This is a genomic window from Exiguobacterium sp. TNDT2 (genome assembly GCF_003331145.1).
In the GTDB taxonomy this organism is placed as follows: Bacteria; Bacillota; Bacilli; order Exiguobacteriales; family Exiguobacteriaceae; genus Exiguobacterium.
Window position 1 is genome coordinate 1 of sequence record NZ_QLVE01000065.1, and the last position, 1,331, is coordinate 1,331.

General features: G+C 49.0%; 2 protein-coding genes. Both read right to left on the reverse strand.

Features of this window, described 5'->3' with window-relative positions; all coding sequences use genetic code 11:
- Positions 1–256 (reverse strand): hypothetical protein (locus tag DPV68_RS14785; protein WP_198662342.1); only part of this gene is annotated, 256 nt, incomplete at its 3' end.
- A 95-nt stretch (positions 257–351) separates the two neighbouring features.
- A partial coding sequence (locus DPV68_RS14790; protein ID WP_114167516.1) for an isomerizing glutamine--fructose-6-phosphate transaminase occupies positions 352–1,331 on the reverse strand: 980 nt, incomplete at its 5' end.

The following is a 1,331-nucleotide window of genomic DNA, read 5'->3' on the forward strand; positions in this document are numbered from 1 at the left end:
TTTCAATACAATCTTCATATAGGTTGGTATCGATTTCTGATCCATAAATATCTTCTTCCAATCCTTTTTTGATATTTGAAAGTGTTATCCCCTCCTCAAGACATTTTTCAATATAGCGAGTTATAACTTGAATTAATATGTTTCCGCTCCCAAAAGAATCTTCTAATATTTTTTTCCCGTAAAGATTGTCATTATAATTTGCCATATCTAGCATTTTTTGCACAACTTTTAGTGGTGTAAATACTTGTTCTTTCAATTAATTTTACTTACCTCTCTATTTCAGAATTATATTAATAATAAAAAAGACAGAAGAAGCTTCAAATGCTCCTCTGTCTTTATTGTAGATGTTAATTACTCAACTGTCACCGACTTCGCCAAGTTACGCGGTTTATCGACGTCACAGCCACGTGCGAGCGCGGCATAATACGCCATGAGTTGAACCGGTAACACCGTGATTAGCGGGGCGAGAATCGGTTCGACGTGCGGCAAGATGAACTCATCGTTCTCGTGCTCGACGTCTTGCATCGAGATGATACACGCGTTCGCACCACGGGCGACGACTTCTTTGACATTGCCGCGGATGTTCAAGTTCGTCTTCGGTTGCGAGATGAGCGCGATGACCGGTGTGCCGTCTTCAATCAAAGCGATCGACCCGTGTTTGAGTTCTCCGCCCGGGTAGCCTTCTGCTTGGATATACGAGATTTCTTTTACTTTGAGCGCGCCTTCGAGACAGACCGACGCATCGAGGCCACGTCCGATGAAGAACGTGTTCGGCGTCGTCTTCAAGTAACGGTCCGACAAATCTTCGAACAGCTCTTTTTGCGACATGATTGAGTCCATGATCGTCGCGACACGCGCGAGTTCCGGCATCAACTCGAACGGCAAATCTTTCCCGTTCGCGCGGGCGATATCATATGCGAGAATCGCGAGCACGGCGATTTGGGCCGTGTATGCTTTCGTCGACGCGACCGCGATCTCTGGGCCGGCGTGGAGGAGCATCGTCTCGTTCGCTTCACGCGAGAGTGTCGATCCTGGCACGTTCGTCATCGTGAGTGCCTTGTAGCCGCGCTTCTTCACTTCGACGAGGACGGCCCGGCTGTCAGCCGTCTCTCCAGACTGTGACAAGAAGACGAAGAGCGGACGTGAACTTAAGAGCGGCATATTGTAGCCGAATTCTGATGAGACGTGGACCTCGGTCGGAATGCCGGCAATTCGCTCAAGGATGTCTTTTCCAACGAGCCCAGCGTTATAACTCGTGCCACAGGCGACGATATAGATGCGGTCCGCTTCCGAGACGAGCGAGCGCACGCCTTCCGTGAGCTCGATGTCAC